Below are 1107 nucleotides of genomic sequence, written 5' to 3' on the forward strand. Positions count from 1 at the left end.
CGTTCCGGCTCAGAAGCGGGTGCAGGTGTCGGGGCCGATGGCGTCCTCGGCCGAGACCTTGTCGATGATGTCGAACTTGCCGTTGTTGATGCGCACCACATACATGGGCTGCATCGCCTGGTGGTCGCCGGCGCGGATCGTCTTGGGACCCTGCGGCGTGTTCCAGGTCAGGCCTTCGAGCGCGGCGCGCACCTTGTCGGTGTCGGTCGAGCCCGCCTTCTCCACCGCCGCCTTGTAGGCGTAGAGCGTGCCGTAGCTGTCGGCGCCGTAGAGGTCCGGGTCCGCCTTGTAGGCGGCGCGGAAGTCGGCCACGAACTTCTTGTTCTCCGGCGTGTCGATCTGCGGCGAGTAGCCGGCGCCGGTGGCGAAGCCGTTCGCGGCCGCGCCCAGCGCGCCCATGTTGGCCGAGGTGATGGTGCCCGAGGCGCCCACCACCTGCAGCGAGGAGAGCAGGCCGAAGTCCTGCATCTGGGTCAGCAGGCGCGCCGTGTCGTTGCCCGCCACCGAGATGTACATCACCTCCGGACGCGCCGCGCGGATCTGGCCGAAGAACTGCGTGTAGTCCTTCGAATCGTTCGGCGCGAACACCTCGCCCACCGACTGCGCGCCGAGCTTCTCGGCATTGGCCTTGAACGCCGCCACCGTCGAGCGGCCCATCTCATAGTCCGGGCCGAGATAGTAGATCTTCGCCTTCGGCTTCTGCTTCAAGAGCCACGCCGCGAGCGCCGCCGACTGCTGGCCGGCACGCGCATTCACCCGGAACACGTTGGGCGAGCACTTGTCGGCGGTGATGGAATCGGCGAACGACACCGAGGTGGTGGCGAGCTTCTTGTTGCGCTCGGCGAGCTGGCCCACCGCCAGGGTGGCGCCCGAATTCACCGTGCCGGTGAGGAAGTCCACATTGTCCACCTGGAACAGCTTCTCGGCCTTCTGCACCGCGGCGGCCGGGGTGGTCTCCTCGTCCTCGACGATCAGCGTCACCGGGCGGCCCATGATGCCGCCGGAGGCGTTGATCTCCTTCGCCGCCAGCTCCAGCGCCCAGCGCACCTGCTGGCCGATGGGCGCGAACGTGCCGGTGCTCGGCGTCACCACGCCGATCTTGATCGG

General features: G+C 68.0%; 1 protein-coding gene. It reads right to left on the bottom strand.

What is annotated here, in order from left to right; all coding sequences use genetic code 11:
- Window positions 1-9: 9 nt before the first annotated feature.
- On the bottom strand, window positions 10-1107 hold a 1098-nt coding region (locus AC2W7M_RS26050; protein WP_486136052.1), incomplete at its 5' end, for an ABC transporter substrate-binding protein.

It is taken from the genome of Xanthobacter sp. BG11Y11_SDJG, assembly GCF_057364445.1.